Below are 20,372 nucleotides of genomic sequence, written 5' to 3' on the forward strand. Positions count from 1 at the left end.
CAAACCAAAAGCTCTAAAATCAGAAATGTTAAGTACATCATGACGCATAGCTTTGAATTTTTGGACGTTACTGTTGCCCCCCATCGCTGGCACTGTGATTGGGTATTTCACCAATGACATTGCGATCAATATGCTGTTTCGTCCCTACAAGGCTATCTACATTGGCGATCGCCGTTTACCCTTCACCCCAGGTCTGATCCCCGCCAACCAAGACCGCCTCGCCCGTAACATTTCCCGGATTATTATGGGGTCGCTGCTCACCCCCGAAGAAATTCAAAAGCTCGCCCAAAAACTGCTCCAAACCGAACGTATCGAAGCTGCGATCCGGTGGCTGTTACAACTGGCCTTTGCACAAATCCAGGGCGAACAAGAACAAAAAACCGCTGGGATTTTGGCAGCAATTCTGCGAGATCTCGCCAGCGAATCTTTGCCCCGCCTGATTAAAGTCTGGTCTCGGGAAGATACCTTTTTAGAGGCCCAGGTTTACCAAATTTTCGATCAACTGCTGCTGGATTTTAAGCTCACAGAAGCCCAAGCCCGCCAGCTCACCGATTGGCTGTTGCGTACTGTTTTGACCCCCGATATTCTCCGTCAAGCGACCATTGATTTTCTCACAGATAAAAATATTGAAATTATCGACACCAGCCTCCGGGAAAAAACCAGCGGCACCTATTGGGTCGTTGCAAACCTATTTGGCGTTAAAAATAGCCTGACCCGCCTCCGGGCCTTCTGTTTAGAAGAACGAGAAATTGCCAATGCCCGCCTCCAAGAGTTAATCCTCACCCTCGAAATTCGCCTTAAATTGCGCCTCTGGCTCCAGGGTTTGTCCCTCCAAAATTTGCCTGTGTCTACGGTGCGGCAACTCCGTAAAAGTTTTCACCAAACAATCCGTCAATATTTCCAGAATAAAGGGGCGGGCTTGATGGAATACATTGGTGAGTCGGTGGATTGGGATAATTTGTCGGTGGTGATTTTACGGCGGCTCCAAGCGTCTCAAGTCTTAGATAGTTCTCTGGGTGTCGTTAGCCAAGAATTATCTTTGCTTTTGGATCGCTATTTAGAAAAAGACCTCGAAAAAATTATTAGTCAGGTGATCCCGATCCTCGCCATTGATCAAGTAATCATTGAGCGAGTGAACAATACCAGCCCTAGGGAACTAGAACGCGCCATCCAGGGCATTGTCAAAAATGAACTCCAAGCCATCGTTAATTTGGGGGGAGTACTGGGCTTCCTCGTTGGTGTAGCCCAATCGGTTATTTTATTGCTCAATTGATGTCAAGGTATTTTCTGGGGTTGCTTGGGAATGGGATGTTTCGAGGGTATTGATAATCTCCAGGAGTTCCCGCTCAAAGGCCACCTGGGCGCGATTGGTTTTCCCTCCCAGATAAAAGCGATCGCCAGCGGCCAGGGCCCACACTTGGGAATAGGAAACGTAGCTCATCACCACACCAAGCATCACCAACAAAAAGCCTGTGTATACCACGGGGACACCGGGATCAGCTTTAATCTGGAGACCAGTGCTACCAACAAGATCAACCAATTTCAAGCTAATGTCCCCCACATCTAGGCGATCGCCAACCCGTACCGCTCCGACCAATTCTCCCTGCTCGTTATAGACAATGGCACTGCCCTGGAGATCCTGCATCAAGATCGACACTCCAGCACTCATATCTGGCTTAATGGGTACCCAACTGCCCCAGAGTTTCGCTCCATTCTCCGTGGGGATTTGGGCGGCGGGTAATTGAAAAATCGGACTATTATTCAGTTGAACTTGGACACCACCAATAGACCAACTGGTTTGATAAAAAGTAATGCCATCGTAGCGGAGGGGGTGGTTTACAGAAATTGTTTTGCGCTCAAGCTCCTGGCCCTCGCCATCGACCACCGAGAGATCCGAATAAAATTGATCAATGTCACCCGTGGGGGTGTAGTCAATCCAAAAGCGATTTACGTTCACCGACCAAGGGCGATCGCTCTCGGAAAAAATCCCCGCCTTAAACACATTATTGACCTTAAAATTCACGCCGCTGGGAATCATCTCCTGGGCCATGAACCCCCCAAAGGCTCCCCAAATAGAACCCACCAAGGTGACGATCATGCCGATGTGGACAATAATCGGCCCAATGCGCCCCACAATCCCTTTCCGGGCATAGAGCTTTTCGCCGTCCTGGAAAATTTTGTAGCGCTTTTTTTCGAGTTGGGGTTTTAGGCTCTGGAGCGAACCATGATCCAATTCCGTACTCAGGGCTAATTTATTAAATTGCCGGGCTTGGCTGTAGTAATTCCAATTTCGGGCTGTTTTCAGGGCAGGCAGTTGCCGCCGAAAGGTACAGGCGATCAAACTCACCCCAAAGGCGAGGAGCAAAACCAAGTACCACCAAGTTGTATAAACATGATCCAGTCCCAACCCTAATAGAACTTTCCAAGACAAAAAACCCAACAACGCCGGATCTTCAGGGTAGTTCTCTTGGTAAAACTGGATGGTACTGCCCTGTTCGATGACGGTTCCTAAAATGCTAAATACCGAAATGAGCAACAGCAGGGCGATCGCCACCCGGAGATCCGCAATCCACTTTAAACCCGTGCGCCAGACCTTGCGGGGAAAACTGTGCCACGGAGAATTAGGAGAAGAATCAGAAACTGTCATGGTTTAGGGGATGAGAAAAGAAAAATTAACAAGAAAAAAGCCCGTTCAGGGTTAGGGAAAATCTAAGCGAGGCCAATGGGCAGGCGAATGAGAAGCGAAAATAGCCCAAATCCCAGGAGCAAAGCACCACTCACGGGGTTAATCCAGCCCGACCACTGCCGCAGGGACAGCAAGCGTTTGAGGGAAGCGGTAAAAATTCCGGCAATCAAAACAGGCACCACATAACCAAGGGTATAAGCAAGGAGGAGCGCCGCCCCCAACGCGAGGTTTTGGGTGGTACTAACCCAGGCTAAAAGGGTCGCCAGCACCGGGGTACTACAGGGGGAAGCCACCAAACCAAAGGTTAAACCCACGAGATAAGCCCGCACAGCTTTTGGGAAATCCGGCTTGATCCAGTCGGTCGCCCCCAGGGAAGGAAAACGCAGGGGGACAATTTCGAGCAAATTTAAACCCATTAAAATGGCGATCGCACTGACGATGATTGGTAAGCCAATACCAACCTGGCCGTAGATCTGGCCAAAGCCCGCCGCCACGATTCCCAGGCCCGCCAGGGTCGTCGCGAGCCCCAAACAAAACCACAGGGATTGGAAAAAGGCTTGGAGGCGATCATTATCCTGGGTGCCGCCGATGTAACCAATGGTGATGGGCAACATGGAGAGGGTGCAGGGGGTCAAGCTAGTGAGGAGGCCCGCCCCAAACACCAAAAAGATACTCAACAAACTCCAATGGCTCAGCTGCTCATTGACCAGGCTGTCACTAAATTGCTGGAGGTGATACAGTTGCAGACTGAAATTTTCCCACATGGTGCCGTGCCCAAAGACTGTTTGCTATTGTATCGGGTTTCCTGGGGGCAACGGCAAAGGTATCTTCCGCCTAAACCAGGGATAATTCACCCACCACATCTAAACGCTTATAGGGACTGAGGGATAAAAATTGTTCCGCCAAAGTATCAGAGACTGCGGGAGTGATCCAACCCAAACGGGTCAAAAGATAGAGGGCGACGGCATATTTAGCTCGTTTCGCACCGTCTTTGACCTTAATCGCCAAGCCTAAGCCTTCACCGACGCGACCGATGCACTGAATCCCCTCTGCACCCGATTTACTAACAATTTCTCCTTCGGAGAGGCGCATTAATTCTGTGTCGAAGCCGCCTCGCCCAGATACCATGGTGGGGTGATAGGTCATTGCCCGCACCACCCGCTCCACATCCAGGCGATCGCCAGACGCGAGGTGGGCATAGAGAGTGGCCATTTGGCTAAGCTGCATCAAATAGGTGGGGACACCGCAATCATCCCGCGCCCCGATAAATTCCTGGGCGGGCATCTGGAGTAATTCGGCAATTTTATTGAGGATCAGAGCCTGGACGGGGTGGGACTTTTCCATATAGCTACCGAGGCCCCAGTTGCAATGCTTACAGGTCAACAGCATCCCTGCGTGTTTTCCGGAACAATTGTGTTCGAGGGCGCTGTCTTTGCCGTGGGGAATCGGACATTGCAAAACGTCAGATTCTAGATCCGCCTGCCAGAGGATGCGAAACACCTGACGGGCGTGTTCCTTGGTGCCTTGGTGGGAACTGCAAATGACGGCTAAATCTTTATCGGAAAGTTTGTAATGATCTAGGGCCCCGGTACCAATCACAGCAAGGGCTTGGAAGGGTTTAAGGGCTGACCGGATAAAGGCAGAGCTTTCGGCATCCCCAGCCATGGACAGGACACGGCCTTTGGTGTCACACACCACGGCTTCGGCGATGTGAGTGGATTCTTTGAGACCTTCCCGGAGGAGGTTAATTTCAAGGGGGGGAGCTTGGACGCGTTTGCCTCTGGACATAACGATTGGGGGTAAAAGTTCAGCAGTAAAAGGATAGGGGAAAAATACGGGGGTGGCGGGAATGATTGTGAAGATTTAAGGGTTTATAGCAGCCACAGACCGCTGATCAAACCGATGGCGATCGCCACGACAATCAAGCTGGTTTGTTGGATACGGGCGAGGATCGGCGCAATTTGGTAGGACACAATCAGGCGATCGCGTTGGAGGACGGCTTCGGGTTTGCGCCAAATTTGGCCATCGTACCAGCCGGATTCTTCGTAGGTGAGTTTCTCGGTTTGGAGGCGATCGCGGATGTAGCGCCACCCCAAGTAAAGACGTAGTAAAACCAAACTCAATAAAAACATCCCGCCGAGATTGGCACTCAAGACCAATTTAATTGGATAGCGGTCGAAGGGAAAACTCGCCCAAGCAATGGGGGTAAAGATGAGGGTCGCCCAAAACCACACCCAGGCTACCTTGCGGATGTAGCAGACCATTTCCATGTTGCCCCAACTAAAAAACCAGGATTCCTTGAGTTGGTCATATTCGTTGAGGGGCTGTTGCTCTTCCGGGACGGGACAAAAGGTAGTGGGAGAATTGTTCATGGATGGCGACGGGACAGAGAAAACCTATGCCCAACAGTGTATCGTTTTTTTCTAGGGGGGCGCAGGGGGCGATCGCCTTTGTATTTGCCAACAAAAAAGTGACCCAGATAGATTTGGATCACTGGCAATATTTTGAACTGTTGCGGGACGTGGTAATGCTCAAACGCGACCTAGTCCTTTTTTACTTCACGAGGAGATCTTCTCCTTCGACAACCCGCGCCGATTGAATGCGATCGCCCATTTCAATTTTGTCGATCACCGCAAGACCCTCGGTAATTTGGCCAAACACTGCATAGTTCCCATTGAGGAAATCATTCGGCCCCAAGGAAAAATAAAACTGAGACGAGGCGGAGTTCGGCAGTTGGGAACGGGCCATGGCGATCGCCCCTTTGTCATGCTTAAGCACCACCTGATTCGGATCAAGTTCTGCCTTGCCATAAACGGGCTGTTCCTCACCCTGGAGCTTAATTTCTAGGGGGACATCCCGACGAATCCCGGTCTCTGGATCGACAAATCCCCCGCGACCGAGGGCATTGAGGGGCACTTGGCTGTCCTTACTGAGGGGGTCTCCCCCTTGGACAACAAAGGGTTCCGGCGTCCGAATTACCCGGTGGAAAGCGGTGCCATCATAGACGCCACGGCTGACTAAATCCACAAAATTTCCCGCCGTCACTGGCGCATCTGCACCATTGAGTTCAATGCGGATCGTTTGGCCATCCACTGCTTCAGATTGGCTCTGGAGTACCATTTCGACCACCGCTGTACAGCTATCTTCTGGGGTGGCCTCGGTAGAAGCTGGATTCGGGCAATTTAAACGGGGCTTATAATTTTCGGCACTGGGTGGGGTGGCCGTTGGATTATTGGAAGATGTTTCCGTTGTCGGCGCACAGCCACTCAAGCTGAGGCTGCCCACCAAGAGTGCGAGACATAGTAGCTGCCAAGGTCGTTCCATAGAAATTTAGTCGTACTTTTGTTTTAGATAAAACCTGGAAAAATTATAGGAAGCAGCGAAGGCGATCGCCCACTGTCTTTTTTTCGTCTCAGGTGCTTAGAAAGATCTAGAGACCTTCCAGGGGAATGGTTAAAAAGCGGGCCAACTCAGCCCCTTGATTCTCCAGTTCCGCAAGGGGAATCGGCTCTCCGACTCGGTTGAGGGGAATATCACCCCGATTTTTTACCCGGAGATAAAGCACTCGCCGGGGGTTTAGACCCTCTTTGATCTCTGCTCGAATTGACAAAATATCCTTGAGGGGATACTGGAAATTAATAATCCGGTTTTTGCCCACAAAGCCATTCCGGAAAATAGTCACCTTGCCCGTTTCTTTATTAAATTCGTTGTAACCACCGCCCACATCAAGGAAAAATACAAACCAGAGATAGGCAGACAATAGCGTTCCGGCAACGCCATAGAACGTTAAGGCAGCCCCTTGGGGAATGAATTGGATATTACTGGGGTCACTCACCCCCAGCAGATTTTTGTGAAAATAACTCGAAAGACCAGCTAACAGAAAACCAATGCCACCAATGGCAGAAACACTGGCCCAAAGCATATTACTAAAACGACGAGAGCCGAGGATCGGCTGCCGCAAAACTTTATCCGTTGAAGTTGTCACCTGTGCTGCCATAAACGTTTTTTGTAGAAAATTTATTTAATTTAAGCCCCCTCATTTTACTGGATAATCTTGACTTCCCTGCTTGGAAGCCATTACCTGGGCCATCAGATCTGCCACGGCTGCGGTACCTTCTGAAGCTTCGAAGGTCACGGGAAATTTGCCATGCCACAGCATCCGCCAACCCAACGGAAAAATCTCACCAACGCTCTGGAGTCCGATCACCATCAAGGCAAAACGCCGTTCATCGATCCATCCCCCTGCTTGCACCAGGTGAAGGAGAGTTTTCCGGTGGCGTACTGCACGACTTTCAGCGGGATCTTTTTGCTGGAGGAGGGTACTTTTGATTTGGGTAATGCGGTCGAGGGGGTCAACTTCCTGGGGACAGACATAGTTGCATTGATAACAGCGGGTGCAGGCCCAGACGCCGACTGCTGGTTGGTGGTAGTGATCTAGCCTGGCGGAAGTCGTATCATCCCGGGAATCCTTGAGCAGCCGTTCTCCCTTGGCGAGGGCGTGGGGGCCTAAAAATTCGGGGTTGACAGTGACGGCATTGCATTCGGCGTAGCAAGCGCCACACAGGATGCAGTTGCCGGCTTGGTTGAGGGCTTCGCGCTCCTGGGGAGACTGACGAAATTCTGTTTCGGGAACCTGGGGCGATCGCCTTTGGACATAGGGAACTACCGCTTCTAGCTGTTGCCAAAAGGTGGTCATATCTACCACCAAATCCTTAATCACCGGAAAATTATTCAGGGGGGTAATCGTAATTTTGGGAATGGCTCCAGGATCAGAATCGGTGCCTTGTAGACGGGTAATTTCTTGGCGCACATTTTCTTTACAGGCCAAGGCCGCCCGGCCATTAATCCCCATGGCACAACTCCCACAGATGGTATTGCGACAATTTTTGCGAAAAGCTAAACTGCCATCCTGCTGCCATTTGATCTGATTTAGACAATCTAAAATTGTTGTACTTTCTGGCACAGAAAGCTGATAAGTGAAAAATTCTGGTGCGACGTTTCGTTGCCGTTGGCGCAAAATATTGAAGGCGATGTCCATGGCCAACCTCTTTTTGCCACAAATTTCTTCCCTTCCTAGTCTATCGGGATGAATTCGGCAGTTAAAACCATTGTCGATAAAGTTAACAAATAATCAGCGCCACTACGAAAACTTTAAAAAATCCCAGGGCCTCTTTTAAAAAACTTTTTAAAAAAACTGCGCAAAACAGAATTTTTGCAGTTATATTTACAAATGTGGTAAGTTTATTGCCGACAAAAATTTAGACTCAAAAAACAAGCGTTTTAGAAATATGAGTGACATCCCGACAACTCCTTTGAAAGGAAAGGCTCTGCTGAGTAAAGTAAAGGAATTATCCCATTTGCCCCGGCGAGAAACAGCAAAGCTTTGTGGATATAGCAGTACGAAAAATGGCTCGACTCGTGTCAATTTGACGGGTTTTTATGATGCTGTCCTTGAAGCAAAAGGACTCCCCCTAGACCCCGGTGGCAGTCAAGATGGCCGCGGGAGAGAGCCGACCTATCGGGTGAGTGTTCACAAAAATGGCCAAATTGTCATTGGTTCAACTTACACGAATCAAATGAACCTGAAACCAGGGGATGAATTTGAAATTAAAATTGGCTACAAGCACATTCACCTAAAACAGATCAACGAAGGCTAAAAAGGCAACAATAGTCAAGCCTTTTGGCGATTTTTTAGCGTCCCTCCTTGACACGCCTGATTTCATTCCTGGGGTTTACTAAATCTACGGGTTGATATTTAGAAGAAATCAACTGCCTTAAATGGATTCTCTCCGACAAAATTCTACGGTTGATGCACAAATCACAGGTAGAGATTCCGGGTAATCTGTTGCTTAATTTTTAAAGCTATTTTTGGCTAATTTTGATGGGAGCTGTGGTCACCATGGCTCTTTTTTATTGTTTAGAGGTTTCAGGGAAAGGATTTGGAATCATGTTAAGGCGAGTGATTTTGGCGATCGCCATTGCCTTATGGTGGGGTCTATGGGTTGTTTGGGCGGCGCCTCAATCGCAGTTTTTGACAATCGCAAAAACCGTCGCAACCCCTTGGAATTACGCAGATCTTGGCCCCCAGCGGTGGGGCGAGTTGCAACCAGAGTTCCAGACCTGTGCCATTGGCGAAACCCAATCACCCTTGGCGCTTTTTCCTGAATCGTCTACTCCAGTTTCGGGGGCGTCGCTGCCTTGGCAGTATCAACCGAGTCTCGGGCTTATCCAGGCGACCAGTACCACTTTACAAATCCAAGTCACGGGGAATAACACCCTACAAATCGGCGTTGATCTTTACAAGCTTGAGCAAATTCATTTTCATTATCCCAGTGAGCACCATGTCCAGGGAAAACAATATGCCATGGAAGTTCACTTTGTCCATCGGCGTGCCACCCAAGGAGCCGCTGTTTTGGCGGTACTGGTTGAACCTGGAGCGATCAATCCGACGTTCACCCATATTTTGCAACGGTGGCCGACCCAAGCCCATCCCAGTCAGGTGATTCACTTCGATCCGGCGGCATTACTCCCCCAAGGCGATCGCCCTTATTTCCATTATCTTGGTTCTTTAACCACGCCCCCTTGCACGGAAGGAATTCGCTGGTTAGTTTTCGCACAACCCATTGCCTTAGGGGCAGCGCAAATCGAATATTACCAAGCTCTGTATGCACCAAATGCCCGCCCCCGACAAACAATGACGACCCATCAAGTGCAATATTATGTTCCCGGTCAGGAAACGAAAAATTAGGCTACTTTAACAAAAATATTCTCACCTTCTTGGCGGACTTCGTAGCGAGATAAACCGGCGGTGGCTGGCCCCTGAAGCAATTCACCATCCAAGGCAAACCGTGAACCATGGCAATCACAAACCAGGTCAGCATCGGCCAATTTTACAGGACAGCCCCGATGGTTACAGGTGGGATCGACGGCCACCAGGCTTTGGTCATTAGGATTGCGGAAAACATAGACTTTCTGTCCATTGACCTCTGTGGAAAGTTCGCCATTGGCATCGAGACTCCCCACAGCGGTGAAATCGGCCACAAGGCTCGCGGCATCTTCTGCTTCAGCGATCGCCCCATCGTTGGCTGCGGCATCTTCTGCTTCACTGACTGCTGTTGATTCCGAGCCACCAGAACAGGCGGCTAAAATCGTCGGGAAAGAACTCGCAAGTAAACCTAAACCGAATAAACCTACAAATTGACGGCGTTCCATAATTGTTTCTCAAGGGATGTCGAAAATGATGTCTTGACTGTTATAACGAATTTGAAAGGCGTTTTTCGGATTAATGGAGATTTCGTGAAAATGGCGGAGATTGGGATTGCGGTGGCGATCGCCCCGGAAAATGCCCCTAGCAATTGAGCGCTTGACGTTGAGCTTTCGCTTTTTGTAACGACTCAGCCCATTCTTGTTCTGGATCACTGTCAGCAACAATACCGGCCCCCACCTGCCCGTAGACCGTCGCTGGCCCCTGGGAATTCGGCACATAAAGTAAAGTACGAATTAAGATATTGAGATCCAAATTTCCCCGTTGGTCTAGGTAGCCACAGGAACCGTAGAATAAACTGCGCCGCACCGGTTCTAGGGCTTCGATAATTTCCATACAGCGCACCTTCGGGCAACCAGTAATCGTCCCCCCCGGAAACATGCCCCGAATCAGATCTACCGCATCTTTGTCGGCGGCCAGTTCCCCCACCACATTACTGACTAGGTGAATGACGTGGCTATAGCGTTCTAGGACAAATTGCTCATCCACCACGACGCTGCCCCAGGTACAGGCCCGGCCAAGATCATTCCGCTCTAAGTCCACGAGCATGGTGTGTTCGGCCCGTTCCTTGGTATTAAGCAACAGTTCTTCGCCGAGGGCTTGGTCTTCGCTGGGAGTTTGTCCCCTGGGTCTGGTGCCGCCGATGGGACGGGTTTGGGCAAAGCGCCCCTGTTTTTGGATCAGACGTTCTGGGGAGCAACTGATCATCTCCCCCCAGGGCGATCGCCAATAGCTAGCAAAGGGGGAAGGATTGATCTGCTGGAGATGTTGATAAATGGCCCAACTGCTATGGGACGCTTGGGTACGGAAGCGCAGGGAAAGATTGGTCTGGAAAATATCGCCCACTTGGATATATTGTTTCGCCTGGCGCACAGCGTCGGTGTAGGCTTGGCGATCGCTCAGAAATTCGAGGGAAGGGGCCTCAGAGTTGACTGGAGGCTGATCAAGATCGGAGGATACACGCGGTTGACTGAGTTGGGTTGTTAAACGATCGAGATCCGCAACGGTAGCCGCCGCCAGCCAAAGCACCTGTTGGTGGTGGTCAAGTACCGCAAAGGAATCGGGCTGGTACCAATAGGCCACTGGAAAGGGCAACGGATCGGGATTTTCGTAGGGGAGCGTTTCAATTTCCCAGGCAAAGTCATAACCGAGCCAGCCTAGATATCCCCCCGTAAAGGGCAAATGGGCGATCGCCGCCGGGGGATCTAGTTTTGTGGCGAGGAGCTGCTTTAAACAAGCAGTAATTTCCCCTAGGGCGGGCGTAAATAGCTGTTTGGCCCTCGGTGCCCCGGCACAGATGGAGTAGCGGGAAAGCTGGGGATAGTCCTTGGGGGTAGGGTAGGGGCTTTCGAGGAGGGTGGCAATCTTGGCTTGGCCGTATAGTCGCGTGAAAATTTCTGCACCAGTGCGTTGTGCTAACGGTTGCGATCGCCAATGCCACATACATTCAACCCCAAGGAAAACTCCCTAGGATTTTGACATACTTTTTTGGCGCGATGGTATTGTCGTCAACACCGCAAAAGCGAATTAATTTTTTGAGCCAGCTATCCTTGGGTGGCCTTACCCCAATCCAGACTACGCAGAAAATCTTGCACCAGTTTGCGACCAGCCACATTGTCGCCATAGTCCCCGGAGTCATCATAGAGCACTGACCAGCAATCGAGAATTTCAGTATCCAAGGCGGCACGAATTTTTGGGGCGGCAATAATGATATCGGCGCTGCGGTGGAGGGGGGTCGGGGCCTCGGCGGTTGCGTTCAACAAACACAGCGGCCGTAGCCAATAGCTAGCCTGGGCTTCAATAAATTGAATAACAGCACCATATAAGCGGCGATCGCCAGCGGCTAAGCAAACAATCTGCTGGGGTTTAAAAGGTTCTGTCGTGGTTTGGGACATTAGCAGTTCCAGGGGCAAGTTCAATGATTGAATAATCGGGGTGGAAAAAATTGACAATCTAGTTCCCCAGTTTAAGGCGATCGCCTCATTTTTTTCGCAAATCCCAGCGCTAGAACAAGACATCTTTACCCGTATTTCTTTACAATGGCTGAATGTCTTTAACGCCTGCTAAATTAGCTTAAAAATTTTCAACTGAATCCCCTGAACATCCCCCATTGTTGCTCCCAGGGAGAGCCATCGCCCCCCAAACCATGTCCAAACCGAACGCTGCCACTGAAATCCAAGGAATTTTTAATCGCATTGCGCCCCAGTATGACGCGCTCAATGAATGGATTAGCCTCGGTCAGCATCGTATTTGGAAAAAAATGGCGGTGAAATGGAGTGGCGTTACCGGAGGCGATCTTGCCCTGGATGTGTGTTGCGGCAGTGGCGATTTAACTTTACTGCTAGCGAAAACCGTCGGCGTTTACGGCAAAACCGTTGGCATTGATTTTGCGAGCCAACAATTGGCGATCGCCGCCCAGAAACAAAACCGTCTTTGTCCTCACCTCGATATCCAGTGGCAGGAAGGAGATGCTCTGGCTTTACCCTACCCCGACAATCATTTTGATGGGGCGACTATGGGCTATGGGCTGCGGAACGTTACCGATATTCCCCAGGCACTGCGGGAATTACAACGGGTGTTAAAACCGGGCAAAAAAGTGGCTATTTTAGATTTTCACCGTCCGGATAATCCTGGGAAACAGATGTTCCAACAATGGTATCTGGATCGCTTTGTGGTGCCCCTCGCAGAACGATTCCAACTCACCCCCGAATACGCTTACATTCAACCCAGTATCGAACGGTTTCCCACCGGAAAAACCCAAGAAAAACTGGCTAAAGAAGCAGGTTTTCGGAACGCAATTCACTACGGCATCGTCGGCGATATGATGGGTGTACTAGTGGCTACCAAGTGACGGGGATAGGGGACACATGGGTCAGCGACGAATCTGTATAGGAGATGTGCATGGTCATTACGATACGTTGATGGCCCTGCTGGAGCTGGTTGCGCCCGGAACAGAAGATGCGGTTTACTTCCTCGGTGATCTGATTGACCGAGGCCCCAAAAGTGCAGACATTATTGAGTTTGTGCGCCGTAGTTCCTATCAGTCTCTCCTCGGTAACCATGAAATGATGATGCTAGAGGCGATCGCCAACGATGGCAGCGTCCAGCAAGAAACCTTTATCGCCTGGTACCATAGCGGCGGTGCGAATACCCTCCAAAGCTATAATCACCGCATCCCGGCCGAACATTTACAATGGTTGCGACAGCGGCCCACCCACCTCGATCTAGGGGATGTTTGGTTAGTCCATGCGGGCCTTTCCCCCCACCTACCCATCGAGCAACAGGGGGCGGAACAATTCTGTTGGGTGCGCAGTGAGTTTCATTCCATGACCCAGCCCTACTTTGCCAATAAGCTGATTATTGTCGGCCATACGATCACCTTCACCTTTCCGGGGGTACAACCGGGACAGGTGGTGCAGGGGCCGGGCTGGTTGGACATTGACACCGGGGTCTACCACACCAAAAGCGGCTGGTTAACTGCTTTTGATATTGACCAGCGCCAAATCTATCAAGTCAATAGCCACACCGCCGAAAAACGCCAACTCCCCCTAGATGCGATCGCCGTTACACCCTTTTTATCGTTCTAGTCGCCAGCCTTGGCCACACAGGTTTTCTTAGAATTTTTCCGATCAGCAGTCGAGATTCACGCTATGATACTTTTGCTAATCACTTTTGGAGAGGTGGCAGAGCGGTTGAATGCGCCTGACTTGAAATCAGGTTTCGGGGCAACTCGGACGGGGGTTCGAATCCCCCCCTCTCCGTACAGATTTTTTAATTCATTTTTTCAAATAACAAACTGTCGTCGCCCCAATTGCTGGTTCCTCTATTTGTGAATAAATAAAATTTTTGGGATATTTTCCTGCGCCGGGGCGATGGATTTAGGCAAAATAATGAGAAGCGCTTGCCTGAGAATAATTCTGTCTCCATGTCTAAACCTGATTTTTTCCCGACCCAAACTGAGCCGATGCTCGTGCGTTTAGTGCAAAGTATTGCCTATTGGGTGGGGCGTTTTAAATATCAACTGAAATTGCGGGTGAGCGAGGCAGATCTCGGTAAAATCCGGGATTTGGGAGATGCACGCGTGATCTTTATGCCCAATCACCCCACCTTTGACGATGGCTTGGTGCTGTTTTTGCTTTCGGCCCAGTTGGGAGAAATCTTCCATTACCTGGTGGCCTACGAAAATTTTACGGCGCAACTCGCCGGGTTTTTGCAAAAGATGGGCTGTTATTCCATTCGTCGGGGCCTTGGCGATCGCCGCAGTATTGCCCACACGTTAGATCTGTTGAAACAGGAACGCTCCCGGATGGTGATTTTTCCGGAGGGGGGCTGTTCCTTTCAAAATGATGCAATCATGCCCTTTCGCACCGGAGCGATTCAATTGCCGATGCAAGCGATGTTGGCGATCGCCAAACAAGAGGGTCAATTTCCCCCCTGTTATCTGGTGCCCATTAGCATCAAATATCGCTACCTCAAGGCCCCTGAACTGATTATTCAGCAGAGCCTCAAAACCCTAGAGCAGAAACTAGAAATTACCCCCAGTGACCCCGAACCCTATGGCCGTCTGCGGGGGGTCGCCCAGGTGGTGATGCAGCAACTAGAAGCAGAATATAACCTCACTCCGGCGGCCGATGATGATTGGAATGACCGAATTGAGCGCATTCGGAACCGGGCCCTCAGCCTCTGTGAAACGGAATTGGGCCTAAATTTTCCAGAGGATTTCCCGCTCCGGGAACGGGTTTATAAAATGCAGGCGCTCCTCATTGAAAAAGCCGATGGAGAGATGGCCCTCGACCTCGACACCTACGAAAGCCTCTACCAAACAACGGTGCGCTTACTGAACTTCGATGCGATCTACGATGGCTATGTGGGGGATCATCCAAGCCCTGAACGGTTTATCGATACCCTCACTCGCCTAGAACGGGAGGTGTTTCGGGTGGAAATTCCCGCGCCGAAGGGACTCCACGAGGGCTGGCTCCGGGTGGGCACACCGATTAATCTCCAGGATTATGTCGCCCAATATAAAGGCGATCGCCAGGGCACCCTGCAGCAACTCACAGACGCAATGCAGTACGAAGTGCAGAACAACCTCCTCGATATGATTTATCATCCTTAGAATATTGGCAAAAATAAAAATTCCCCCAAACCAACCATCGATCTAAGCTGAAATCACCGTTCCTTGATAACGTTAAAACAGGGTGATTAAGACGCCTCTCAATCCCTTCTACCCCAGCCCTAAAGTGTGAGGAGAATCTACTGTGGATGCCGCCAGTCAACAAAAAATTCTCGGCTATTTCATTGAAGAAGCCAAAGAACACCTTGAAACCTTAGAACAGGGCATCCTGGAGCTGTCGGAGGTGGTGGATGATACCGAACGGGTCAATGAACTTTTCCGGGCCGCCCACTCAGTAAAAGGGGGGGCAGCGATGTTGGGCTACACGAGCATCCAAAAAACGGCCCACCGCCTCGAAGATGCGTTCAAGGTCTTTAAGGACAATACGATTACCGTCGATGAAACCCTCAAGTCTCTTTTTCTCAATGCCTACGATGTGCTCCAAGAGCTCCTCGAAAAGCTGCAAAGTCCCTTTGGCCTCCAGGAAGAAGAAATTGAAAAAATCATGGCGGAGGCTGACCCTCAATTCAGCGAATTACAAAAGTATTTGGATCGTCTCGCCGTCAGCGATAACCGTAATCCTGTCGTTTCTCCAGAGGTTGCGCCGCCGCCGCTAACGCCTGCCCCCACGGGATCACCAACGGCGACGGGGTTTTCCTTTGGGCCGCAAGTTCGTGGCTTGTTGCAGCAAATGTTGGGACTATTTCGCCAGGATGCCACCCCAGAATGCCGCCAGCAACTCCAAAAGCTCTGTATTGAACTGGCTAAACTGAATAAAAAAGCGAAACCTTGGCAAAAATTACTCAAGGCAAGTCATAAGGCGATCGCCAATCCGGCCCATCGTTTTTCGACCCTTGCCCCCATTGTGCTTAAAAGCATCAAAGAAGCTGCTGACCATTTAGAACGCAACGAACCGGAACGCATTAGCCTGCCAACGGATTTAAAAAATTTGGCGATCGCCCAACTCCCCTACATTCTGATTCCCACAGAACCCAAGGAGGCCGCCCAAATCTTGAACAGTGCCTTTAGTGAAGCCCAACTGGCCCAATTGGTCCAGGCCCTGAAACATCGCGCTTAGTATTCTGCCAAGTTTCCGAACTGAACCCGAATCACGAAAATCACTATGGCGATCGCCCCCTGGGTAGTGAATGGTCAGTCTCTTAATGCTTGAAATACCTGTATCAATGTTTGAGATAATCACAACAAAAGAGGCCCAACCCTGGGGCTGAACCTCCTTGCTTTTTCTAAACTGAGTAGAAATTGAAAGATTGGTTAGAGGGTTGCAGTCAGACGCTCAATCCTTGCCCCTAGAGCTTTAAACTTCCCTTCAAGGTCATCATAGCCCCGATCCATGTGGTGTACCTCGCGCATGATGGTTGTGCCCTCAGCCGCTAAACCAACCAGAACCAAGGCTGCTGAAGCCCGGAGATCGGTCGCCATTACGGGAGCCCCAGACAAAAAAGGTACCCCTTTAATAATGGCGTTATTGCCCTTGACTTTGACATCCGCCCCCATGCGCTTAAATTCTGCGACGTGGTGCATCCGGTTTTCAAAAACCGTTTCCGTGACGACACTGCTCCCTTCACAGAGGGTGAGCAACGCCATGAACTGGGCTTGCATATCCGTGGGGAAACCAGGATAGGGCAGGGTTTCGATATCCGTCGCCCGGAGAATCCCTTGGGGTTTGATCCGCAGACGGTTCGGCCCTTCGGCAATCACCTTTGTCCCCGTTGCTTCGAGCTTGGCAATCACCGGTAAAAGATGGTCTGGGACGACGGGAAAGACGCTAAATTCTGACTGGGTAATGGCCCCGGCCACGAGAAAAGTCCCGGCTTCAATGCGGTCGGGAATAATCGGGTAGTCGGTAGCGTGGAGGCGATCGCACCCTTGAATCACAATTTTGTTGCTGCCATCTCCGCTAATGTATGCCCCCATAGACCGACAGAAGTTTGCCAGATCAACAATCTCTGGCTCCTGGGCGGCATTTTCAATGATTGTTTCCCCTTCAGCGAGGGTTGCCGCCATCATCAGGGTTTCGGTCGCCCCAACGCTCGGATAATCTAAGTAGATTTTGGCCCCCTGGAGCCGTCGTCGATTTCCCTTGACTGTCGCTTGGACAACCCCATGTTCAATAATCACCTCGGCCCCCATCGCCTGGAGACCTCGCACATGGAGATCTACGGGCCTAGCACCAATGGCACAGCCCCCCGGCATCGGCACTTTAGCTTCCCCAAGGCGGGCCAGGAGTGGGCCAATAACAAAAAAGCTCGCCCGCAGCTTGGATACCAATTCGTAGGGCGCTTCTGCTGTCCTAAGGTGACGGGTATCGAAATCAAGGTTACCAGGGGTCGCAACGATTTGAACCCCAAGGGCGGCAATCACTTCGGCCATCCGTTTGATATCCGCCAAGTCGGGGATATTTGTCAGACGACATTGATCACTACAGAGTAGGGTTCCCGCCATGATGGCCAGGGCAGAATTTTTCGCGCCACTGATCCTAACCTCGCCACTGAGGGGATGTCGCCCTTCAATTTTAAGGATGGTTTCAGCGGTCGCACGGGTGGGGGTGAGGGGGGCAGAAGTTTTAATGGGTCGATCCTCCACAAATGGAAAGAAGATGGGGGAAATTTTGTCAAATTTTCGTCTTGATTCTACCGGAAAGTCTTGGTCTATGTTGCTCAGAATTACACTTTTTTGTTCACGGTTTAGAATAGGTTTCTTGGTAATAGATAATCTTTTGGCAATTGGCTTGACGCTTTTCGTTCTTCAAGTAATAATTGTTGATTGTGTAATTACATATTTACCTGCGGAACTGGCGGAATTGGTAGACGCGCTAGATTCAGGTTCTAGTGGGAGTTTTATCCCTTGCGAGTTCAAGTCTCGCGTTCCGCATCTATCCGGCAAAAGTTGTTTGCCTTGCCTGAAGCCTTTTGACGACAACGGTAAGGTCGATGGGGGCAAAGATGCTCACAAGTTTACAAAATCCACTGGTTAAGGAGATTCGCAAGCTGCACCAAGGGCGGGAACGGCAAAAACAAGGTCGTTTGTTACTGGAGGGAACCAATCTAATCGAGGCGGCGATCGCCAAGGGATTTTCTTTCCAGACGGTACTGTTTACGGCAGCTTGGCAGACGAAATATCCGGCACTGGCTAGTCAACTCAACGGCGATCGCCAAACTCTGGTTTCAGAAGAAGTGCTGCAAAAGGTGGCAACCACGGTGAATCCTGATGGTATTGTGGCAACCCTCGACCAGGCACTCATTTCCCAGACGCCGCCCCAAACCCTCCAATTGGGGGTAGCCGTGGAACGACTCCAGGATCCAGGCAACCTGGGGACAATCATTCGTACAGCTACGGCCACGACGGTCGATGGTCTGTTGCTGAGTCATGACAGCGTCAATCCCAGTAACCCGAAGGTGCTGCGGGCCTCCGTGGGGGCTTGGTTCCAAACGACGCCCGTAGTTATCCCCACCTTTGCTGAACAATTGCAACGGTACCGCGCTCAGGGGGTACAGATTGTGGCCACCCTGCCCCAGGCAACCAAAACCTACTGGGATGTGGATTGGCGACAACCAAGTTTAATTCTATTGGGTAACGAAGGAGCTGGTTTATCCCCAGCGATCGCCAGTCTCGCCAACGAAACGGTGCAGATTCCCATGGGGCCGGGGGTCGAATCTCTCAATGTGGCGATCGCCTGTGCCTTGATGCTCTACGAGGCCCGTCGCCAGCGGGATCACCAAACTTTTTCCTAATTTCCCGACAGTTAGGTTTGGAGCGTCTCCAGTACCGTTTGAGCATGGCCTTTAACCTTCACCTTTGACCAAATTGCCGCCACTTGACCCTGGGGATCGATTAAAAACGTACTGCGAACAATCCCCATATATTCTTTGCCCATAAATTTTTTCAGTTGCCAGACCCCATAGACCCCGGCGGTTTGATGGTCGGGATCGCTCAACAGTTCGATGGCTAACTCTTTTTTTTCAATGAAGCGGCCATGGGATTTTTCCGAATCGGGACTCACGCCCACGATCACGGCATTCAAGGCGGTAAATTCGGGGACAAGGGCCGTAAAGTCTAGGGCTTCGGTGGTGCAACCGGGGGTATTGTCCTTGGGGTAAAAATAAAAAACGAGCCATTTGCCGCTGTAGTCCGCTAGGGTACGGGCTTCACCTTGGGCATTGGTGAGGGCAAAATCAGGGGCTGCTTGGCCAATCGTCAGGGTCGTCATGGAATTAGGCGTTCACTTGAAAATTTATAACTGTATTATTCCTTAGGCCAAAGCAGATCTCTAGAGTGAGCTTTGAGCGAAGCCCTGCATTGCCCGAAGATTTTCCCAGACGACCCAACCCTTGGGAAAAGTCTAGCGATTTTCGTACCAGTAGCCAATGAGTTTATACACCAGCTTGGCGGCGGTGTACTCAGAAACCACAGAGTCATCTAAGGGGGCCAGTTCCATGATGTCGCAGCCGATCACTTGTTTTTCCCGAAACAGGCGACGCAAAAAGCGCAGGGTGCTGTACCAATCCATGCCACCGGGTTCAGGGGTGCCGACGCCAGCGATGAGGGTCGGGTCAATGCCGTCGAGGTCAATGGTAAGGAAAACTTTTTCCGTTTTAATATTGGCGATCGCCGTTTCGATCCAGTTGGGGTCATTTTGCATCTCCCATGCCCAAATCACCGGAATTTCCTTCGCCGCCAATAAATCCGCTTCTTCTCGACAGAGGCTCCGGATCGCCACAGGCAAACTCGGCAACCCCAAATCCATTACCCGTCGCATAATGCAAGCATGGTTATGTTCAGAACCTTCGTAGCTCTGGCGCAGATCCGCATGGGCATCAATTTGTACCACCGTAAAGGGTTCTTGGTAAAACTCCAGATGACCTTTCACGACCCCTGTAGTAATGGCGTGTTCTCCCCCCAGGGCAATCACAAATTTGCCATCTTGCAAGAGATTTTGGGTGGTTTCGCTGGTGACCGCTAACATTTCCTCGGCGGACAGTCCAGGATTCTGGCGCGTATCGGCGATCGCCCCATGGGTAAAAATCCCCACATCAAAACAAGTTTCCCGGCGCAACTCATCGTCATAACATTCCAGCTGATGGGACGCTTCTAACAGTGCATCCGGCCCCCATTCACACCCTTTGCGATAGGTGGTTGTCGCTTCGTAGGGAATGGGCAAAATCACCACCGGAGATTCGGCGTAGCTCCGTTCCACTTCAGAACCAATGAAATCTTGTAAGACAAATTGAGACATAGATATTCCCTAACCGCGATAACCGAAAAATAGACCTAAAACTATACGTCAAAAC

General features: G+C 50.7%; 21 protein-coding genes and 2 tRNA genes. 10 read left to right on the forward strand and 13 right to left on the reverse strand.

From position 1 onward, the window contains the following. The first annotated feature begins 52 nt into the window (after window positions 1-52). The gene (locus AACQ84_RS05530; protein ID WP_041443420.1) at window positions 53-1,273 is read left to right on the forward strand and encodes a DUF445 domain-containing protein; all 1,221 of its coding nucleotides are present in this window, start codon (window positions 53-55) and stop codon (window positions 1,271-1,273) included. Here the strand turns inward: AACQ84_RS05530 and AACQ84_RS05535 are convergent. The 7 genes from AACQ84_RS05535 to AACQ84_RS05565 all read right to left on the reverse strand — a co-directional run bounded on the left by AACQ84_RS05535 (window position 1,259) and on the right by AACQ84_RS05565 (window position 7,724). After that, window positions 1,259-2,647, reverse strand: coding sequence for a cytochrome c biogenesis protein (locus AACQ84_RS05535; protein ID WP_012306713.1), 1,389 nt, complete (start codon window positions 2,645-2,647; stop codon window positions 1,259-1,261). The genes AACQ84_RS05530 and AACQ84_RS05535 overlap by 15 nt on opposite strands. Before the next feature lie 62 nt (window positions 2,648-2,709). Next, complete coding sequence (locus AACQ84_RS05540; protein ID WP_012306714.1) at window positions 2,710-3,450, reverse strand: cytochrome c biogenesis protein CcdA; 741 nt, start codon at window positions 3,448-3,450, stop codon at window positions 2,710-2,712. Window positions 3,451-3,520: 70 nt separating this feature from the next. Further along, complete coding sequence (locus tag AACQ84_RS05545) at window positions 3,521-4,474, reverse strand: asparaginase (protein ID WP_012306715.1); 954 nt, start codon at window positions 4,472-4,474, stop codon at window positions 3,521-3,523. An 83-nt stretch (window positions 4,475-4,557) separates the two neighbouring features. Next, the gene (locus AACQ84_RS05550) at window positions 4,558-5,058 is read right to left on the reverse strand and encodes a CGLD27 family protein (protein ID WP_012306716.1); all 501 of its coding nucleotides are present in this window, start codon (window positions 5,056-5,058) and stop codon (window positions 4,558-4,560) included. A gap of 181 nt (window positions 5,059-5,239) precedes the next feature. Further along, window positions 5,240-6,010, reverse strand: coding sequence for a peptidylprolyl isomerase (locus AACQ84_RS05555; RefSeq protein ID WP_012306717.1), 771 nt, complete (start codon window positions 6,008-6,010; stop codon window positions 5,240-5,242). A 106-nt stretch (window positions 6,011-6,116) separates the two neighbouring features. After that, a complete protein-coding gene (locus AACQ84_RS05560; RefSeq protein ID WP_012306718.1) occupies window positions 6,117-6,683 on the reverse strand; it encodes a photosystem I assembly protein Ycf4 in 567 nt (188 codons plus the stop codon). Window positions 6,684-6,722: 39 nt separating this feature from the next. After that, the gene (locus AACQ84_RS05565) at window positions 6,723-7,724 is read right to left on the reverse strand and encodes a succinate dehydrogenase/fumarate reductase iron-sulfur subunit (RefSeq protein WP_012306719.1); all 1,002 of its coding nucleotides are present in this window, start codon (window positions 7,722-7,724) and stop codon (window positions 6,723-6,725) included. Between the two features lie 250 nt (window positions 7,725-7,974). Between AACQ84_RS05565 and AACQ84_RS05570 the strand changes: the two genes are divergently transcribed. Further along, window positions 7,975-8,343: an AbrB family transcriptional regulator gene (locus AACQ84_RS05570; protein ID WP_012306720.1), complete on the forward strand. Its 369-nt coding sequence runs from the start codon at window positions 7,975-7,977 to the stop codon at window positions 8,341-8,343. A 242-nt stretch (window positions 8,344-8,585) separates the two neighbouring features. Further along, window positions 8,586-9,434, forward strand: a complete 849-nt coding sequence (locus AACQ84_RS05575) for a carbonic anhydrase (RefSeq protein WP_159449824.1) — start codon at window positions 8,586-8,588, stop codon at window positions 9,432-9,434. On the opposite strand, the gene AACQ84_RS05580 is transcribed toward AACQ84_RS05575, so the two are convergent. From AACQ84_RS05580 to AACQ84_RS05590, 3 genes are all read right to left on the reverse strand, one after another. After that, window positions 9,431-9,898, reverse strand: coding sequence for a QcrA and Rieske domain-containing protein (locus AACQ84_RS05580; RefSeq protein ID WP_012306722.1), 468 nt, complete (start codon window positions 9,896-9,898; stop codon window positions 9,431-9,433). The genes AACQ84_RS05575 and AACQ84_RS05580 overlap by 4 nt on opposite strands. A 136-nt stretch (window positions 9,899-10,034) precedes the next feature. Then, window positions 10,035-11,393, reverse strand: coding sequence for an anthranilate synthase component I (locus AACQ84_RS05585; RefSeq protein ID WP_012306723.1), 1,359 nt, complete (start codon window positions 11,391-11,393; stop codon window positions 10,035-10,037). 101 nt (window positions 11,394-11,494) lie between these two features. After that, the gene (locus tag AACQ84_RS05590) at window positions 11,495-11,968 is read right to left on the reverse strand and encodes a hypothetical protein (RefSeq protein WP_234991420.1); all 474 of its coding nucleotides are present in this window, start codon (window positions 11,966-11,968) and stop codon (window positions 11,495-11,497) included. A gap of 128 nt (window positions 11,969-12,096) precedes the next feature. Here AACQ84_RS05590 and ubiE point away from each other — a divergent pair, with 128 nt between their 5' ends. From ubiE to AACQ84_RS05615, 5 genes are all read left to right on the forward strand, one after another. Next, on the forward strand, window positions 12,097-12,801 hold the full coding sequence (gene ubiE, locus AACQ84_RS05595; RefSeq protein ID WP_012306725.1) for a bifunctional demethylmenaquinone methyltransferase/2-methoxy-6-polyprenyl-1,4-benzoquinol methylase UbiE: 705 nt from the start codon (window positions 12,097-12,099) through the stop codon (window positions 12,799-12,801). A gap of 16 nt (window positions 12,802-12,817) precedes the next feature. Next, window positions 12,818-13,537 carry a metallophosphoesterase family protein gene (locus AACQ84_RS05600; protein WP_012306726.1) on the forward strand — a complete coding sequence of 240 codons (720 nt, stop codon included), beginning with the start codon at window positions 12,818-12,820 and terminating at the stop codon, window positions 13,535-13,537. A gap of 87 nt (window positions 13,538-13,624) precedes the next feature. Next, window positions 13,625-13,711 (forward strand) — tRNA-Ser (locus tag AACQ84_RS05605). 164 nt (window positions 13,712-13,875) lie between these two features. Further along, the gene (locus AACQ84_RS05610; protein WP_012306727.1) at window positions 13,876-15,066 is read left to right on the forward strand and encodes a 1-acyl-sn-glycerol-3-phosphate acyltransferase; all 1,191 of its coding nucleotides are present in this window, start codon (window positions 13,876-13,878) and stop codon (window positions 15,064-15,066) included. Between the two features lie 142 nt (window positions 15,067-15,208). Continuing rightward, window positions 15,209-16,141 carry an Hpt domain-containing protein gene (locus AACQ84_RS05615; protein WP_012306728.1) on the forward strand — a complete coding sequence of 311 codons (933 nt, stop codon included), beginning with the start codon at window positions 15,209-15,211 and terminating at the stop codon, window positions 16,139-16,141. Between the two features lie 194 nt (window positions 16,142-16,335). Here AACQ84_RS05615 and murA read toward each other — a convergent pair whose 3' ends face one another. Then, window positions 16,336-17,652, reverse strand: a complete 1,317-nt coding sequence (gene murA, locus AACQ84_RS05620) for a UDP-N-acetylglucosamine 1-carboxyvinyltransferase (RefSeq protein ID WP_049761716.1) — start codon at window positions 17,650-17,652, stop codon at window positions 16,336-16,338. A 217-nt stretch (window positions 17,653-17,869) separates the two neighbouring features. Here murA and AACQ84_RS05625 point away from each other — a divergent pair. Both AACQ84_RS05625 and AACQ84_RS05630 read left to right on the forward strand, forming a co-directional pair. Further along, a tRNA-Leu gene (locus AACQ84_RS05625) sits at window positions 17,870-17,955 on the forward strand. 71 nt (window positions 17,956-18,026) lie between these two features. Next, entirely contained in the window at window positions 18,027-18,815 is a 789-nt protein-coding gene (locus tag AACQ84_RS05630) for a TrmH family RNA methyltransferase (protein ID WP_012306730.1), read from the forward strand. 11 nt (window positions 18,816-18,826) lie between these two features. Here AACQ84_RS05630 and bcp read toward each other — a convergent pair whose 3' ends face one another. Together bcp and speB are read right to left on the reverse strand one after the other, a co-directional pair. Continuing rightward, window positions 18,827-19,291, reverse strand: a complete 465-nt coding sequence (gene bcp, locus AACQ84_RS05635; protein ID WP_012306731.1) for a thioredoxin-dependent thiol peroxidase — start codon at window positions 19,289-19,291, stop codon at window positions 18,827-18,829. A 132-nt stretch (window positions 19,292-19,423) separates the two neighbouring features. Then, a complete protein-coding gene (gene speB, locus AACQ84_RS05640; RefSeq protein ID WP_012306732.1) occupies window positions 19,424-20,317 on the reverse strand; it encodes an agmatinase in 894 nt (297 codons plus the stop codon). Window positions 20,318-20,372: the final 55 nt, after the last annotated feature.

The sequence above is a fragment of the Picosynechococcus sp. PCC 7002 genome (assembly GCF_963860125.1).
Lineage (GTDB): Bacteria > Cyanobacteriota > Cyanobacteriia > Cyanobacteriales > MRBY01 > MRBY01.